This window comes from Flavobacterium sp. KY-23415, assembly GCF_055384985.1.
Window position 1 is genome coordinate 2,602,012 of record NZ_AP044001.1, and the last position, 17,160, is coordinate 2,619,171.

15 protein-coding genes and 4 tRNA genes are annotated in these 17,160 nt (G+C 33.7%); all 19 read left to right on the top strand.

Features of this window, described 5'->3' with window-relative positions:
- Window positions 1–6 precede the first annotated feature (6 nt).
- The 19 genes from ACZ49Z_RS11205 (at window position 7) to ACZ49Z_RS11295 (ending at window position 17,144) form a co-directional block, all read left to right on the top strand.
- The gene (locus tag ACZ49Z_RS11205; protein ID WP_464304409.1) at window positions 7–1,179 is read left to right on the top strand and encodes an acyl-CoA dehydrogenase family protein; all 1,173 of its coding nucleotides are present in this window, start codon (window positions 7–9) and stop codon (window positions 1,177–1,179) included.
- A gap of 204 nt (window positions 1,180–1,383) precedes the next feature.
- Window positions 1,384–1,578 carry a 30S ribosomal protein S21 gene (gene rpsU / locus ACZ49Z_RS11210; RefSeq protein WP_464304410.1) on the top strand — a complete coding sequence of 65 codons (195 nt, stop codon included), beginning with the start codon at window positions 1,384–1,386 and terminating at the stop codon, window positions 1,576–1,578.
- Window positions 1,579–1,654: 76 nt separating this feature from the next.
- A complete protein-coding gene (locus ACZ49Z_RS11215) occupies window positions 1,655–2,548 on the top strand; it encodes a tyrosine-type recombinase/integrase (RefSeq protein WP_464304411.1) in 894 nt (297 codons plus the stop codon).
- A 39-nt stretch (window positions 2,549–2,587) separates the two neighbouring features.
- Window positions 2,588–2,890: a ribosome hibernation-promoting factor, HPF/YfiA family gene (hpf, locus tag ACZ49Z_RS11220; protein ID WP_464304412.1), complete on the top strand. Its 303-nt coding sequence runs from the start codon at window positions 2,588–2,590 to the stop codon at window positions 2,888–2,890.
- A 92-nt stretch (window positions 2,891–2,982) separates the two neighbouring features.
- Window positions 2,983–3,056, top strand: a tRNA-Thr gene (locus ACZ49Z_RS11225).
- A 37-nt stretch (window positions 3,057–3,093) separates the two neighbouring features.
- Window positions 3,094–3,174: transfer RNA gene (locus tag ACZ49Z_RS11230), tRNA-Tyr, on the top strand.
- A 33-nt stretch (window positions 3,175–3,207) separates the two neighbouring features.
- Window positions 3,208–3,279: transfer RNA gene (locus ACZ49Z_RS11235), tRNA-Thr, on the top strand.
- 62 nt (window positions 3,280–3,341) lie between these two features.
- On the top strand, window positions 3,342–4,529 hold the full coding sequence (gene tuf, locus ACZ49Z_RS11240) for an elongation factor Tu (RefSeq protein WP_464304413.1): 1,188 nt from the start codon (window positions 3,342–3,344) through the stop codon (window positions 4,527–4,529).
- A gap of 66 nt (window positions 4,530–4,595) precedes the next feature.
- Window positions 4,596–4,667, top strand: a tRNA-Trp gene (locus ACZ49Z_RS11245).
- Window positions 4,668–4,683: 16 nt separating this feature from the next.
- Window positions 4,684–4,878, top strand: a complete 195-nt coding sequence (gene secE, locus ACZ49Z_RS11250; protein ID WP_464304414.1) for a preprotein translocase subunit SecE — start codon at window positions 4,684–4,686, stop codon at window positions 4,876–4,878.
- A 6-nt stretch (window positions 4,879–4,884) separates the two neighbouring features.
- The gene (gene nusG / locus ACZ49Z_RS11255; protein WP_464304415.1) at window positions 4,885–5,436 is read left to right on the top strand and encodes a transcription termination/antitermination protein NusG; all 552 of its coding nucleotides are present in this window, start codon (window positions 4,885–4,887) and stop codon (window positions 5,434–5,436) included.
- 65 nt (window positions 5,437–5,501) lie between these two features.
- On the top strand, window positions 5,502–5,939 hold the full coding sequence (rplK, locus tag ACZ49Z_RS11260; protein ID WP_045967699.1) for a 50S ribosomal protein L11: 438 nt from the start codon (window positions 5,502–5,504) through the stop codon (window positions 5,937–5,939).
- A gap of 19 nt (window positions 5,940–5,958) precedes the next feature.
- On the top strand, window positions 5,959–6,648 hold the full coding sequence (gene rplA / locus ACZ49Z_RS11265) for a 50S ribosomal protein L1 (RefSeq protein WP_464304416.1): 690 nt from the start codon (window positions 5,959–5,961) through the stop codon (window positions 6,646–6,648).
- Window positions 6,649–6,671: 23 nt separating this feature from the next.
- Window positions 6,672–7,169 carry a 50S ribosomal protein L10 gene (rplJ, locus tag ACZ49Z_RS11270; protein ID WP_464304417.1) on the top strand — a complete coding sequence of 166 codons (498 nt, stop codon included), beginning with the start codon at window positions 6,672–6,674 and terminating at the stop codon, window positions 7,167–7,169.
- A gap of 58 nt (window positions 7,170–7,227) precedes the next feature.
- Window positions 7,228–7,596, top strand: coding sequence for a 50S ribosomal protein L7/L12 (rplL, locus tag ACZ49Z_RS11275; RefSeq protein ID WP_464304418.1), 369 nt, complete (start codon window positions 7,228–7,230; stop codon window positions 7,594–7,596).
- Between the two features lie 122 nt (window positions 7,597–7,718).
- Complete coding sequence (gene rpoB, locus ACZ49Z_RS11280) at window positions 7,719–11,531, top strand: DNA-directed RNA polymerase subunit beta (RefSeq protein ID WP_464304419.1); 3,813 nt, start codon at window positions 7,719–7,721, stop codon at window positions 11,529–11,531.
- A gap of 110 nt (window positions 11,532–11,641) precedes the next feature.
- Window positions 11,642–15,940: a DNA-directed RNA polymerase subunit beta' gene (gene rpoC / locus ACZ49Z_RS11285; RefSeq protein ID WP_464304420.1), complete on the top strand. Its 4,299-nt coding sequence runs from the start codon at window positions 11,642–11,644 to the stop codon at window positions 15,938–15,940.
- Between the two features lie 74 nt (window positions 15,941–16,014).
- A complete protein-coding gene (locus tag ACZ49Z_RS11290; RefSeq protein WP_464304421.1) occupies window positions 16,015–16,329 on the top strand; it encodes a DUF3467 domain-containing protein in 315 nt (104 codons plus the stop codon).
- A gap of 323 nt (window positions 16,330–16,652) precedes the next feature.
- The gene (locus tag ACZ49Z_RS11295) at window positions 16,653–17,144 is read left to right on the top strand and encodes a GNAT family N-acetyltransferase (RefSeq protein WP_464304422.1); all 492 of its coding nucleotides are present in this window, start codon (window positions 16,653–16,655) and stop codon (window positions 17,142–17,144) included.
- Window positions 17,145–17,160: the final 16 nt, after the last annotated feature.

Sequence of the window (17,160 nt, forward strand, 5' to 3'; positions counted from 1 at the left end):
AACTATATGAATTCATTATACTTCACAGAAGAGCATCAATTATTTAGAGAGAGCCTGCGAGATTTTTTAAACAAAGAAGTTGTTCCTCATATTGAAAAATGGGAAAAAACAGGTACAATAGAACGTTTTATATGGAGAAAATTTGGAGAAATGGGTTTTTTCGGAATCCGTTATCCTGAAGCATATGGAGGTCTAAATCTAGATTTGTTTTATACTGTTGTTTTTTTAGAAGAGTTACAAAAAATTAAATCTGCTGGTTTTGCGGCCGCTATGTGGGCACATTCCTATCTTGCAATGACACATCTTAATGCAGAAGGGGATGAAAGAATAAAACAAGATTATTTAGCACCAAGTATATTGGGAGAAAAAATTGGTGGTTTGTGTATTACAGAGCCTTTTGGAGGTAGCGATGTTGCAGGAATGAGAACAACAGCTATTAAAAAAGGAGATAAATATATAATTAACGGTTCCAAAACATTTATTACAAATGGAGTTTATGCAGATTATTATGTTGTGGCAGCGAAAACAAATCCAGAGCTTGGAAATAAAGGGATAAGCATCTTTCTAATGGATAGTAACTCAAAAGGGGTTTCTGCTACAAAATTAGATAAATTAGGGTGGAGAGCTTCGGATACTGCAGAAATTGCTTTTGATAACGTAGAAATTCCAGAAGAAAACTTGATGGGAGAGGAAGGTAAAGGATTTCCATACATTATGCAACATTTCGCATTGGAGCGTTTAATTATGGCAATTAATGCACATGCAAGAGCAGAATATGCTATTGAATACACAATAGAATACATGTCGCAAAGAGAGGCATTTGGTAAGACAATAAATAAATTTCAAGCCTTAAGGCATACTATAGTGGAGCACGCAACAGATGTTGAACATTGTAAATTGTTTAATTATGCTGCGGTAGCAAGGTTAGATAAAGGAGAGTATGTTGTTAAAGAAGCAACAATGGCTAAATTAAAATCAACAAAAGTAGCAGACGAAACAATTTATAGTTGTTTGCAAATGCTTGGAGGATACGGTTATATGGAGGAGTATCCATTGGCTAGACTTTTACGTGATAGTAGATTAGGCCCTATTGGTGGTGGAACTTCGGAAATTTTAAAAGAAATTTTATCAAAAATGATAATAGACAACAAAGATTATAAACCAGCTGTTACACATTAATTTTTTTTTTTTTTTGGAAGCTTTTCCAGCTATCGCCTTTATCTTTTAATTGTTTTCAATAGAACAATTAAAAGGATATCGTCTCTATCTGGGCTATAAAGCATATTACAAAAACCTGTAAAAAGAAATAAAAAGAAAATTTAGTTGGGATATAAATAAAAAAATACTACTTTTGCAGTCTAAATGAAAGGGGGTGCCTAAATTATGTTAATTATACCGATTAAAGACGGAGAAAATATCGATAAAGCGTTAAAGCGTTATAAAAGAAAATTTGATAAAACTGGAACTGTTCGTCAATTGAGATCACGTCAAGCTTTTCATAAGCCATCAATTGTTAAAAGAGCTCAGATTCAAAAAGCAGCTTATATTCAAAGATTGAAAGATTCATTAGAGTCTTAATAATTTTTAGAATTATATTATAGAACCGTTAGGTAATAAAGTGTAACTTTGTTCCTAGCGGTTTTTTTGTTTGATTATGGATGAGAATTTAAAAGCATATCAAGATTATTTGATAAAGGAGAAGAATTATTCTTTGCTTACTGTGAAAGCATATCTTGCTGATATTAATGAGTTTGGTGTTTTTTTGTCGGAGCATCATGAAAATATTGCGTTTGTTGCTGTTAATTATTCGTTAATAAGGTCTTGGGTTGTTGATTTAGTGGAGTCGGGTGTGGTAAATAAGACAGTTAACAGAAAGATTTCTTCACTAAAATCATTTTATTTGTTTTTGTTAAAGATTAAAGAAATTAGGGTTAATCCATTGTCGAAACATAAATCGCTTAAGGTTTCGAAGAAAATTCAAGTCCCTTTTTCTGAAAAAGAAATTAAAGATGTCTTTAAGGTTAATCATTTTTCAGAAGATTTTAATGGGCTTAGAGATCAATTAGTGTTAGAGTTGTTGTATGTGACAGGGATTCGGCGAGCTGAATTGATAAATTTAAAGCTTAAAAACGTTGATTTTTATGCTAAAACAATTAAAGTTCTCGGAAAAAGGAATAAAGAGCGTGTTTTGCCGCTTTTAGAGTGTACGGAAGTGTTGTTGTTGAAATACATTGAGTTAAGGAAGGTTCGTGTTCAAGATGGTTTTGAAGACTTGTTAATTTTGTCAAAAAAAGGAAATAAAATAGGGGAATCATTTGTCTATCGTTTAATTAATGATTACTTTAGTAGTGTGTCTCTTAAGGTTAAAAAGAGTCCTCACGTTCTTAGGCACTCGTTTGCAACGCACTTGTTGAATAATGGGGCCGATTTAAATTCTGTAAAGGAATTATTAGGGCATGCTAGTTTGTCGTCTACGCAAATTTATACAAACAGTAGTTTGGGTGAATTGAAAAAAGTATATAAAAATGCACATCCTAGAGGTTTGTAATAATTCATTTGTCTAACCATAAAATAAATAATTTAGAGTATGAAGGTAAATGTTCAGGCAGTTAATTTTAATATTGACAAAAAATTAGTCAATTTTATTCAAGAGAAATTAGATAAACTTGAAAAATACTATGATAGGGTGGTTTCTTCTGATGTTTTCTTAAAATTAGAAAATACGAGTGATAAAGAAAATAAAACAGTGGAGGTAAAAATAAATGTTCCGGGTGATGAGTTTGTGGTAAAAAAGACTTGTAAGTCTTTTGAAGAGGCAGTTGATGTTTCTGTGGAATCCCTAGAAAGAGTGTTAGTTAAGTACAAGGAAAAAATAAGAGCGCATGTTTAATGAAAAAAAAAAGTGAAAAATAATTTTGATTAAAAAATAAATTTTATACATTTGCAGTCCGTTAGAAATAGCGGACTTTTTATTATCAAGTTGCCGGTGTAGCTCAGCTGGCTAGAGCAGCTGATTTGTAATCAGCAGGTCGTGGGTTCGAGTCCCTCCATCGGCTCAAAGTTTGAAGCAACTAAAAATAATGAAAATGGCTAGGGGAGATACTCAAGCGGCCAACGAGGGCAGACTGTAAATCTGCTGTGAAAACTTCGCAGGTTCGAATCCTGCTCTCCCCACAAAGAAAACAATCCTGCTATTGTAGGTCTTCGGCCGGTGTAGCTCAGGGGTAGAGTGCTTCCTTGGTAAGGAAGAGGTCACGGGTTCAAATCCCGTCATTGGCTCTCAGGTTGTTTTTTTAAATATTTGAACACTAATTAAATAACTAAGATTAAATTATTAAATCATGGCAAAAGGAAATTTTGATCGTTCCAAACCACACTTAAACATTGGTACTATTGGGCACGTAGATCACGGTAAAACAACTTTAACAGCAGCGATTACAAAAGTATTAGCTGATGCAGGTTTTTCTGAAGCGAAATCGTTTGATCAAATCGATAATGCACCAGAAGAAAAAGAAAGAGGTATTACTATTAATACTTCACACGTAGAATATGCAACTGCTAACCGTCACTACGCTCACGTTGACTGTCCAGGTCACGCGGATTACGTTAAGAACATGGTTACTGGAGCTGCGCAAATGGACGGAGCTATCTTAGTAGTTGCTGCTACAGATGGTCCAATGCCACAAACTCGTGAGCACATCCTTTTAGGTCGTCAAGTAGGTGTTCCAAGAATGGTTGTATTCATGAATAAAGTGGATATGGTTGATGATGCTGAGTTATTAGAGCTAGTTGAAATGGAAATCAGAGATTTGTTATCTTTCTATCAATATGATGGTGATAACGGACCAGTTGTTCAAGGTTCTGCTTTAGGGGCATTAAACGGAGAGCAAAAATGGGTTGATACAGTTTTGGCTTTAATGGAAGCTGTTGATAACTGGATTGAATTACCTGCTCGTGATATCGATAAGCCATTCTTAATGCCAGTAGAAGATGTGTTTACAATTACAGGTCGTGGAACTGTTGCTACAGGTCGTATCGAAACTGGTATTGCTAATACAGGAGATCCAGTTGAGATCGTTGGTATGGGTGCTGAAAAATTAACTTCAACTATTACAGGTATTGAGATGTTCCGTCAAATCCTTGATAGAGGTGAGGCTGGAGATAATGCAGGTATCTTATTAAGAGGTATAGCAAAAGAAGATATTAAAAGAGGAATGGTTATTGTTAAGCCAGGATCTGTAAAACCACACGCTCATTTCAAAGCAGAGGTTTATATCTTGAAAAAAGAAGAAGGTGGACGTCATACTCCATTCCATAATAACTATCGTCCACAGTTTTATGTTCGTACAACGGATGTAACAGGTACAATTACTTTACCTGCAGGAGTAGAGATGGTTATGCCAGGTGATAACTTAACTATTGAAGTTCAATTATTAAGTCCAATCGCATTATCAGTTGGTTTACGTTTCGCAGTTCGTGAAGGTGGTAGAACAGTTGGTGCTGGTCAGGTAACTGAAATATTAGACTAATTATTTAGTTTATTATAAATAAAAAAAAAACCAGTTCGGTTTTGTAAACTGAACTGGTTTGAATAAACGGGCGTAGTACAAGGGCTAGTATAGTGGTCTCCAAAACCATTGATGGGGGTTCGAATCCCTCCGCCCGTGCAAATTATATAAAGTAATGACAAAATTCGTTAATTATATTTCGGAAGCATTTCAAGAATTGAAAGCTAATGTGACTTGGCCTGAATGGCAAGAAGTTCAAAGATTAACAATAATAGTAGCTCTTTTTTCAGTTATTTTCGCGCTTTTGACATATGGTGTAGATCAATTATTTGTGAAAGCATTAGAGGGATTCTTTAATTTACTAAAATAATTCCCAATGGCAGATAGTAGTGTAAAGAAGTGGTATGTTGTAAGAGCTGTAAGTGGTCAGGAAAATAAAGTAAAAGCTTATATAGAAACTGAAACTGTAAGATTAGGAATGGAGGACTATGTTTCTCAGGTTCTTGTTCCTACAGAAAAAGTTGTGCAGGTAAAAGATGGAAAAAAAATAGCTAAGGAAAAAGTTTATTTCCCTGGCTATATTATGATTGAGGCTAATTTAACAGGTGAAGTTCCGCATATAATAAAGTCTATTCCAGGAGTTATTGGATTTCTAGGAGAAACCAAAGGAGGTGAACCTGTGCCTTTAAGGATGTCAGAGGTGAATAGAATGTTAGGGAAAGTAGATGAGTTATCTGTTAAGATAGACAATGTTGCTATTCCTTTTTCTGTAGGAGAAACAATCAAAGTTATTGATGGTCCTTTTAATGGCTTTAACGGAACTATAGAAAAAGTTAATGATGAGAAGCGTAAACTTGAAGTGATGGTGAAAATTTTTGGAAGAAAAACACCTTTAGAATTAAGTTTTATGCAGGTTGAAAAAGTATAATATTAGTTACATATAAAAACACATCAATCGCTTCCAATTGATAGATGTGCTAAATTTTTTTTAAAATGGCAAAAGAAGTTAGTAAAGTAGTTAAACTACAAGTTAAGGGAGGTGCAGCGAATCCATCGCCACCGGTTGGACCTGCTTTGGGGGCTGCTGGGGTTAACATCATGGAGTTCTGTAAGCAATTTAATGCAAGAACACAAGATAAACCTGGCAAAGTTTTACCAGTACAAATTACTGTGTACAAAGACAAATCATTTGACTTTGTTGTTAAAACTCCACCAGCTGCAATTCAAATTTTAGAAGCAGCTAAAGCTAAGTCTGGTTCAGGAGAACCAAATCGTAAAAAAGTAGCGAATGTTACTTGGGATCAAATCAGAACTATTGCTGAAGACAAGATGCCAGATTTAAATGCTTTTACAATTGAGAAAGCAATGAGTATGGTAGCGGGTACAGCTAGATCTATGGGTATAACAGTATCAGGAGACGCTCCTTTTTAATCGTTGAAAAGAATTAGACATGGCAAAATTGACAAAAAAGCAAAAAGAGGCTATTTCAAAAATTGAAAAGAATAGACAATATTCTTTAAGAGATGCAGCTGCATTAATTAAAGAAGTTTCTTCTGCAAAATTTGATGAGTCTGTAGATATCGCAGTTCGTCTTGGAGTAGATCCAAGAAAAGCGAATCAAATGGTAAGAGGTGTAGTAACGTTACCTCACGGAACAGGTAAAGATGTTCGTGTTTTAGCACTTGTAACTCCTGATAAAGAAGCAGAAGCTAAAGAAGCAGGTGCAGATTTCGTAGGGTTAGATGATTATTTACAAAAAATTAAAGACGGTTGGACAGACGTAGATGTAATCATCACGATGCCTGCTGTTATGGGTAAATTAGGACCATTAGGACGTATTTTAGGACCAAGAGGTTTGATGCCAAATCCTAAAACAGGTACTGTAACTATGGACGTTGCTAAAGCGGTACAAGAAGTAAAAGCTGGTAAAATTGACTTTAAAGTAGATAAAACTGGAATTGTACATGCAGGAATAGGTAAAGTATCTTTTGATGCTAATAAAATCTATGACAATGCTCACGAAATTATTCAAACATTAATAAAATTAAAACCAACTGCAGCTAAAGGTACTTATATTAAGTCTATACACTTATCTTGTACAATGAGTCCTGCTATTGCTTTAGATCCTAAGGCAGTATAATTTGGTAGTTAAAAATTTTTAGTATGACTAGAGAAGAAAAATCAATCGCTATTGAAGATTTAACTGCAAAGTTAGCGGGTGTGAATGTTATTTATTTAGCTGACACTTCAGGACTAGATGCAGATACTACTTCAAACTTAAGAAGAGCTTGCTTTAAAGCAGGTATTAAATTAGAAGTTGTTAAGAATACATTGCTAGAAAAAGCAATGGAAGCTTCTGATACTGATTTTGGTGATTTGCCATCTGTTTTAAAAGGTAATACTTCTGTAATGATTGCTGAAGTAGCTAATGCTCCAGCGAAAATTATTAAAGAATTTCGTAAAAAAGGGCAAAAACCAATCTTAAAAGGAGCATATATTACAGAGGATGTATATATTGGTGATGAAAACTTAGAAAAACTTGCAGCTATCAAATCTAGAGCTGAAGTTATTGGAGAAATCATCGGATTATTACAATCTCCAGCTCAAAGAGTTATTTCTGCACTTCAAAACCAAGAAGGTAAAGAAGAAGGAGCTGAATAATAGAACGCACTATAAAACAAATATATTTTTTTACAAAACATTTTAAAAGATAGAAAAAATGGCAGATTTGAAACAATTCGCAGAGCAATTAGTTAACTTAACAGTTAAAGAAGTTAACGAATTAGCAACAATATTAAAAGATGATTACGGTATCGAACCAGCTGCTGCTGCAGTTGTTGTTTCTGGTGACGGTGGTGGTGCTGCTGCTGCTGAGCAAACAGAATTTACAGTTGTATTAAAAGAAGCTGGTGCTTCTAAATTAGCAGTTGTGAAAGCAGTTAAAGAATTAACAGGTTTAGGTCTTAAAGAAGCTAAAGATATGGTTGATTCTGCTCCAACTAATGTAAAAGAAGGAGTATCTAAAGATGAGGCTGAAGGTCTTAAAAAATCTTTAGAAGAAGCTGGAGCTGTAGTTGAGCTTAAATAAGCTAAACTTAGTTTACAAAGCAGGTTTAGGTCTTGGGATTGTCTCTCAAAGACCTAAACCATTTTGCGTATATTATCGTTTATACGTTTTTAATTTTTTTCTAAATAAAAATTTGTCCATTGATGATTGCTAATCAGACTGAAAGATTAAATTTTGCTTCTACTAAAAACATACCTAATTATCCAGATTTCTTGGATATTCAGGTGAAGTCTTTTAAAGATTTTTTCCAATTGGAGACTAAATCTGATGAAAGAGGCAACGAAGGTCTCTATAATACCTTCATGGAAAATTTCCCAATAACGGATACGAGAAATCAATTCGTTTTAGAATTCCTTGATTATTTTATAGATCCACCAAGATATACCATTGAAGAATGTATTGATAGAGGGTTAACATATAGTGTGCCTTTAAAAGCTAGGTTGAAACTATATTGTACAGATCCAGAACATGAAGATTTTGAAACTATTGTTCAGGATGTGTATTTAGGTACTATACCTTATATGACACCAAGTGGAACGTTTGTTATTAATGGTGCTGAACGTGTTGTTGTATCTCAATTACACAGATCTCCTGGTGTGTTCTTTGGTCAATCTTTCCATGCTAATGGAACTAAGTTATATTCTGCAAGAGTAATTCCTTTTAAAGGATCTTGGATAGAATTCGCAACAGATATCAATAGCGTTATGTATGCTTATATTGATAGAAAGAAAAAGTTACCAGTTACTACTTTATTTAGAGCTATTGGATTTGAAAGAGATAAAGATATCTTAGAAATTTTCGACTTAGCTGAAGAAATTAAAGTATCAAAGACAGGTATAAAGAAATATATTGGAAGAAGACTTGCTGCACGTGTTTTGAATACATGGCATGAAGATTTCGTAGATGAAGATACAGGTGAAGTTGTATCAATTGAACGTAATGAAATTATTTTAGATCGTGATACAATATTAGATAAAGATAATGTAGAGGAAATTATTGATGCTGATGTAAAATTAATTCTTTTACATAAAGAAGATAATAATGCAGCTGATTACACGATTATTCATAATACGCTACAAAAAGACCCTACAAATTCTGAAAAAGAAGCTGTAGAGCATATATATCGTCAACTGCGTAATGCAGAACCGCCTGATGAAGAAACTGCTCGCGGTATTATAGATAAATTATTCTTCTCTGATCAACGTTATAACTTAGGTGAAGTTGGTCGTTATAGAATGAATAAAAAATTACAGTTAGATATCCCAATGGAAAAGCAAGTCTTGACTAAGGAGGATATTATAACTATTGTTAAATATTTGATTGAATTAATTAACTCTAAAGCTGAGATTGATGATATTGATCACTTATCAAATCGTCGTGTAAGAACAGTTGGTGAACAATTGTCTTCACAATTTGGGGTTGGTTTAGCTCGTATGGCAAGAACAATCCGAGAAAGAATGAACGTTAGAGATAACGAGGTGTTTACACCAATTGACTTGATTAATGCAAAAACATTATCATCTGTTATTAACTCTTTCTTTGGAACAAATCAGTTATCTCAGTTTATGGATCAAACAAATCCATTAGCAGAGATTACTCACAAACGTCGTTTATCTGCACTTGGACCTGGAGGTTTATCTAGAGAAAGAGCTGGTTTTGAGGTTCGAGATGTTCATTATACACATTACGGTCGTTTATGTCCAATTGAAACTCCAGAGGGACCAAATATTGGTTTGATTTCCTCTTTAGGGGTTTATGCAAAAGTAAATGGAATGGGATTCATCGAAACACCTTATCGTAAAGTTACAGATGGTGTTATAGATATTCATAGTGAGCCAATTTATTTAAGTGCAGAAGAGGAAGAAGGCAAATTGATCTCTCAAGCTAATATTGAGATTGACGAGAATGGAAAAATTCTTCCTGATAATGTAATTGCGAGAGAAGAGGGCGATTTCCCTGTAGTTGAGCCAAGTAAAATTGATTATGCCGATGTGGCACCAAATCAAATTGCTTCAATTTCAGCATCTTTAATTCCTTTCTTAGAACATGATGATGCGAACCGTGCGTTGATGGGATCAAACATGATGCGTCAAGCAGTTCCATTATTAAGACCAGAAGCTCCAATCGTAGGAACTGGATTAGAAAGACAAGTAGCATCAGATTCAAGAGTATTGATAAATGCTGAAGGAGATGGAGTTGTGGCTTATGTAGATTCTAATAAAATTACAATAAAATACGATAGAACTGAAGATGAAAGATTAGTGAGTTTTGATGATGACGACAAGACTTATCAATTAATTAAATTTAGAAAGACAAACCAAAGCACTTGTATTAATCTAAAACCTATCGTAAGAAAAGGTGATAGAGTAACTAAAGGTCAAGTTCTTTGTGAAGGATACGCAACTCAAAATGGAGAATTAGCAATCGGTAGAAACTTGAAAGTGGCCTTCATGCCATGGAAAGGATATAACTTCGAGGATGCAATTGTAATCTCTGAAAAAGTTGTGCGCGATGATATTTTTACATCTATCCATATTGATGATTATTCGTTAGAAGTTAGAGATACAAAATTAGGTAATGAAGAATTAACTAATGATATTCCTAATGTTTCTGAAGAAGCAACTAAAGATTTAGATGAAAACGGAATGATTAGAATTGGTGCAGAGGTTAAACCTGGCGATATTCTTATTGGTAAAATTACTCCAAAAGGAGAATCAGATCCAACTCCGGAAGAAAAATTATTACGTGCTATCTTTGGTGATAAAGCGGGAGATGTTAAAGATGCTTCTTTAAAGGCTTCTCCATCATTACATGGTGTTGTTTTAGATAAGAAATTATTTGCTAAAGCAGTAAAAGATAAGCGTAAGCGTTCAAAAGATAAAGAAGATATCGATAAATTAGACATTGAGTTTGAAGTGAAATTCAATGAGTTAAAAGATAAATTAATTGAGAAATTATTCTTAATCATTGATGGTAAAACATCTCAAGGTGTTATGAATGATTTAGGTGAAGAGGTCTTACCGAAAGGGAAAAAATTCACTAAAAAGATGTTACAATCTGTAGATGATTTTGCACACTTAACAAAAGGGCAATGGACTACAGATGAGGCAACTAATAAATTAGTAAATGACCTTGTTCATAATTATAAGATTAAATTAAATGACTTACAAGGATGGTTAAGAAGAGAAAAATTCACCATCACTGTAGGTGATGAACTTCCATCTGGAATTTTAAAATTAGCTAAAGTTTATATCGCTAAGAAACGTAAACTTAAAGTGGGTGATAAAATGGCAGGTCGTCACGGTAACAAAGGTATTGTGGCAAGAATTGTTCGTCATGAAGATATGCCATTCTTAGAAGATGGAACTCCAGTAGATATCGTGTTGAATCCACTTGGTGTACCTTCTCGTATGAATATTGGTCAGATTTATGAAACAGTATTAGGATGGGCAGGAATGAATTTAGGTAGAAAGTTTGCTACACCAATTTTTGATGGAGCAACTTTAGATCAAATCAATGAATTAACAGACGAAGCTGGAGTACCAAGATTTGGTCATACGCATTTATATGACGGTGGAACAGGAGAAAGATTCCATCAAGCAGCAACGGTAGGTGTGATCTATATGTTGAAACTTGGGCACATGGTTGATGATAAAATGCATGCTCGTTCTATAGGTCCTTACTCTTTAATTACACAACAACCATTAGGAGGTAAGGCTCAGTTTGGTGGTCAACGTTTTGGAGAGATGGAGGTTTGGGCTCTAGAAGCTTATGGTGCATCTAGTACTTTAAGAGAAATCTTAACAGTGAAATCGGATGACGTAATTGGAAGAGCTAAAACTTACGAAGCTATCGTAAAAGGAGAGACAATGCCAGAGCCAGGATTACCAGAATCGTTCAATGTATTAATGCATGAGCTTAAAGGTCTTGGTTTAGACATCAGATTAGAAGAATAAATAAACAGTAACAGTCTCAGTCGCAGTAATCAGTTTTGCGACTGAAAACTGGGACTGAAAGCTGTATAACTGTACAAAAGTTTTTTACAAAAATCGAGAGGAATCATATCATGACAAGATTAAAAGATAAAAACACCGTTAAAAGATTTAACAGAATTACGATAGGATTGGCATCTCCAGAGTCAATTCTGGCAGAGTCAAGAGGAGAGGTTTTAAAACCTGAAACTATCAACTATCGTACACACAAACCAGAAAGAGATGGTCTTTTCTGTGAGCGTATTTTCGGTCCAGTTAAAGATTATGAATGTGCTTGTGGAAAGTATAAAAGAATACGTTACAAAGGTATTGTTTGTGATCGATGTGGTGTTGAAGTAACAGAGAAAAAAGTACGTAGAGATAGAGTAGGACACATAAATCTTGTTGTTCCTATCGCTCATATATGGTATTTCCGTTCGTTACCAAATAAAATTGGTTACATTTTAGGGTTGCCGTCTAAGAAATTAGATATGATTATTTACTACGAAAGATATGTAGTAATTCAACCAGGTATAGCACAAGGTTTAGAAGGAGAAACACTTAATAAATTAGATTTCTTAACTGAAGAAGAGTATTTAAATATATTAGATACACTTCCTATGGAAAATCAATATTTAGATGATAATGACCCTAATAAATTTATCGCTAAAATGGGAGCTGAATGTATTATGGATTTATTATCTAGAATAGATTTAGATTCATTGTCATTCCAGTTACGTCATGCTGCTAATACAGAAACTTCAAAACAACGTAAAACAGAAGCTTTAAAACGCTTAAATGTTGTTGAATCTTTCCGCGAGGCTAACAATAACAGAGAAAATCTTCCTGAATGGATGATTTTAAAAGTAATTCCAGTTATTCCACCAGAATTACGTCCATTAGTTCCACTAGATGGAGGTCGTTTTGCAACATCAGATTTAAATGATTTATACAGAAGAGTAATCATTCGTAACAATCGTTTAAAAAGATTAATGGAAATTAAAGCTCCAGAAGTAATCTTACGTAATGAAAAACGTATGCTTCAAGAAGCAGTAGATTCATTATTTGATAACACAAGAAAAGCTTCTGCTGTTAAAACAGAATCAAACAGACCATTAAAATCGTTATCAGATTCATTAAAAGGAAAACAAGGACGTTTCCGTCAAAACTTATTAGGTAAACGTGTAGATTATTCTGCTCGTTCGGTAATTGTTGTTGGGCCTGAAATGAAATTATTCGAATGTGGTTTGCCAAAAGATATGGCTGCTGAACTATATAAACCATTCGTTATTCGTAAGTTAATCGAAAGAGGGATTGTTAAAACAGTTAAGTCGGCTAAGAAAATCATAGACAAAAAAGAACCAGTAGTATGGGATATTCTTGAAAATGTAATTAAAGGACATCCAGTATTATTGAATCGTGCTCCTACGCTTCATAGATTAGGAATTCAAGCGTTTCAGCCTAAGTTAATTGAGGGTAAAGCAATCCAATTACACCCATTAGTATGTACGGCCTTCAATGCCGATTTCGATGGTGACCAGATGGCTGTTCATTTACCTTTAGGACCAGAAGCTATTCTTGAAGCACAATTGTTGATGTTAGCGTCACATAATATCCTTAACCCTGCTAATGGTGCTCCGATTACTGTACCTTCTCAGGATATGGTTTTGGGTCTATATTATATGACCAAAGAACGTTTGTCTACTCCAGAAAAGAAAATTTTAGGAGAAGGATTGACTTTCTACTCTTCTGAAGAAGTGAATATCGCAATTAATGAAGGTAGAGTTGAGTTAAATGCTCGTATTAGAGTTAGAGCTAAAGATTTTAATGAAGAAGGAGAGTTAGTAACAAAAATTATCCAAACTACTGCGGGTAGAGTATTATTTAATGAAGTGGTTCCAGAAGCAGCAGGATTTATTAATGAGGTTTTAACTAAAAAATCACTTCGTGATATTATTGGTAGAATCTTAGGTGTAACTGATGTTCCAACAACAGCTGCTTTCTTAGATGATATGAAGAATATGGGATATAAATTTGCCTTCCAAGGTGGATTATCTTTCTCATTAGGTGATATTAGAATTCCAGATCAAAAAGAGAAGTTAATTGCTGATGCTCGTGTTCAAGTTGATGCAATATCATTGAATTATAACATGGGTCTTATTACTAATAATGAGCGTTATAATCAGGTTATTGATATCTGGACTTCTGCAAATGCTGAATTAACAGAGTTAGCAATGAAAAATATTAGAGAAGATCAACAAGGATTTAACTCTGTATTTATGATGCTTGATTCTGGAGCAAGGGGATCTAAAGAGCAAATTCGTCAGTTAACAGGAATGCGTGGTTTGATGGCTAAGCCTAAAAAATCGACTGCAGGTGGTGGAGAAATTATTGAAAACCCGATTCTTTCTAACTTTAAGGAAGGTCTTTCAATCTTAGAATATTTTATCTCTACGCACGGTGCTCGTAAAGGTCTTGCCGATACCGCTCTTAAAACTGCCGATGCAGGTTACTTAACAAGAAGGTTACATGATGTATCGCAAGATGTTATTGTAAACTCTGTTGACTGTGGAACATTGAGAGGAATTGAGGTTACAGCATTAAAGAAAAATGAAGAAATCGTTGAGTCTTTAGGAGAAAGAATTCTTGGTCGTGTAACGCTTCAAGATATTATTGATCCATTAACTTCTGATGTTATAGTGCATGCAGGAGAACAAATTACTGAAGCATTAGTTAAGAAGATAGACGCATCTCCTATTGAAAAAGTTGAAGTTCGTTCACCGTTAACATGTGAGGCAACTCAAGGTATTTGTGCAAAATGTTACGGAAGAAACTTGGCAACTGGTAAAATGACTCAAAAAGGAGAGGCTGTTGGTGTAATTGCTGCACAGTCGATTGGAGAGCCAGGTACACAGTTAACACTTCGTACTTTCCACGTTGGGGGGGTTGCAGGAGGACTATCTGAAGAATCTAGTATCATTACTAAATTCAAAGGACGTTTAGAAGTTGAAGATTTAAAAACTGTTAAAGGAGAAGATGCAGACGGAAATGCTGTCGATATTGTAATTTCTCGTTCTACAGAATTAAAATTAATTGACGAAAAAACAGGTATTGTTCTAAATACACATAACATTCCTTATGGTTCTACAATATATGTAAAAGATGGAGAAGTAGTAGATAGAGGAGCTTTAATCTGTAAATGGGATCCATATAATGGAGTAATTATTTCTGAATTTACAGGTAAAGTAGAATATGAAGATATTAAGCAGGGTGAAACTTTCTTAGTAGAAATTGATGAGCAAACAGGTTTCCAAGAAAAAGTAATTTCTGAAGCACGTAATAAAAAATTAATTCCAACTTTACACATTTATGGAAAAGACGGTGAATTAATACGTTCATATAACTTACCAGTAGGATCTCACCTTATGGTAGATGATGGAGAGAAAATTAAAGCAGGAAAAATTCTTGTAAAAATTCCTCGTCGTTCATCTAAAGCGGGTGATATTACAGGAGGTTTACCTAGAATTACAGAGTTGTTAGAGGCTCGTAATCCTTCAAACCCAGCTGTTGTGTCGGAGATTGATGGAGTTGTAACATTTGGAAAAATTAAAAGAGGTAACCGTGAGTTAGCTATTGAATCTAAATTTGGAGAAGTAAAGAAATATTTAGTTAAACTTTCAAATCAAATATTAGTTCAAGAAAATGACTACGTGAAAGCAGGTACGCCTCTTTCTGATGGAGCAATTACACCAGAAGATATATTAAGAATTAAAGGGCCATCTGCTGTACAACAGTACTTGGTAAATGAAATTCAGGAAGTATATCGTCTTCAAGGGGTGAAAATTAATGATAAGCACTTTGAAGTAGTAATTCGTCAAATGATGCGTAAAGTAAGAATTGTTGATCCAGGAGATACTTTATTCTTAGAAGATCAATTGGTTCATACAAGAGACTTTATCGTTGAAAATGATAAGCTGTATGGAATGAAAGTAGTGGAATCTGCTGGAGATTCTGTTAATATTAAAGAGGGACAAATAATTACTCCACGTCAATTACGTGATGAAAATTCATTGTTAAAACGTGAAGATAAGAATTTAGTTGAAGCAAGAGACATTGTTACTGCTACTGCTACACCAATCCTTCAAGGTATTACTAGAGCTTCGCTACAAACGAAATCATTTATTTCTGCGGCATCGTTCCAGGAAACAACTAAAGTATTAAATGAGGCTGCAGTTGCAGGTAAAATAGATACTTTAGAAGGTCTAAAAGAAAATGTTATTGTAGGACATAGAATTCCAGCTGGTACTGGTATGAGAGAGTACGATAATACAATAGTAGGATCTAAAGATGAATACAATGAGTTAATGGCTGCTAAAGAAGAATTTAATTATTAGTGGTTGATACTTTTTAAAAATAACCTAAAAACCTAACAGATTTATTCTGTTAGGTTTTTTTTAAATTAAAAAATATGGATAATAACAACAGTAACCAACAAGGACAAATTAATATTGAATTAGATGAGAAAACGGCAGAAGGAATCTATTCTAATTTAGCAATTATTAATCATTCTAACAGTGAATTTGTTTTAGATTTTATTGCTATTATGCCAGGTGTGCCTAAAGCAAAAGTGAAGTCGAGAATTGTTTTGACACCGCAGCATGCGAAAAGATTATTAAAAGCTTTAGCTGAAAATATTCAAAGGTTTGAAGCAGCACATGGAAAAATTGAAGAAGGGGAACAGCCACATATTCCTCTTAATTTTGGACCAACTGGTCAAGCTTAAAATGTAAAATCTCATTGAAAAATGAGATTTTTTTTCTTTTAGTCGAGTTATTTTGTTATTTATCGAATAAAAACCAAAGTATTCTGATTGTTATTTGTTTTTATTTAAATTGCATTGCTATTAAAAAATTTTCACTCTAAAATGTGTAGTTAAATAAAATGCTATTAGCCTTTTTTGTGTTTCTTCTTAGTAGATAAAACTATTAAGATTTATTTTTTAATATGCTTATTCTCGTAAAAAACAATTTGAATAAGTTTTTTTTGAGTTATTAGTATCTAATATTAAATGCATATTGTAAATTTACAGTATGCATTTTTTTTATTATGATTAGACAAATTAAAATATCCGAATTATCAATAATTCAAGATTTAGCCAAAACAATTTGGCCTGTAGCCTACAAAGCAATTTTATCTAAGGAACAACTTGATTACATGTTGAATCGTTTCTACTCTTTAGAAGCTTTGAAAGAACAGTTGGAAATAAAAAAACATAGCTTCTATATTGTTGAAGATGAAAACAAGAAACCACTAGGTTTTGTTTCATACGAATTAGATTGCGAACCACAGAAAACTAAAATTCATAAAATTTATGTATTGCCTGAAACGCAAGGAACTGGAATAGGAAAAAAACTATTTCAATTAGTGAAAAATCAGGCAAAAATAGCTAATCAAAGCGCTATTTTTCTTAACGTAAATAAGTATAATAATGCAAAAGAATTTTATCAAAAACTTAATTTCTCAATTGTTAGAGAAGAAGTGATTGATATTGGAAATGATTATGTTATGGACGATTACGTTATGGAAGTGTCTCTTTAAATAATTTTTATTTTTT